Below are 341 nucleotides of genomic sequence, written 5' to 3' on the forward strand. Positions count from 1 at the left end.
TAGCGTTTTAAAGCGCGGGCCAGCTTATCCTTAGAAGGCAAAGCCTTCATAGTTTGGGTACGGACGTGGTTCAATGCTTGGTAAGCTTGAACCACGACGTGATAGCGATCAGCGACAATGGCGGCATTGGGAAAAAGATCTCGAATTAAAGACCGATAAGGTTGATAAAGATCAACCACGATTAATTTAACTTTGGCCCGGACTGCATACTCATACCGATAGAAATAATTGCGCAAGCAAGTATTGGTACGGGATTCAATCACATCAATCAATTCATGGGTTTCCCCATTCATCAAAGCCATACTCATCCCACTCGTCGCAAAGCGACCAGCTTTAAAGTC

Annotated in this window: 1 protein-coding gene; it reads right to left on the minus strand. The window is 44.6% G+C overall.

The features are described from left to right. Nucleotides 1-341 (minus strand): transposase (locus tag FC43_RS07135; RefSeq protein WP_162258994.1); only part of this gene is annotated, 341 nt, incomplete at both ends.

It is taken from the genome of Limosilactobacillus ingluviei DSM 15946, from assembly GCF_001435775.1.
GTDB classification, from domain to species: domain Bacteria; phylum Bacillota; class Bacilli; order Lactobacillales; family Lactobacillaceae; genus Limosilactobacillus; species Limosilactobacillus ingluviei.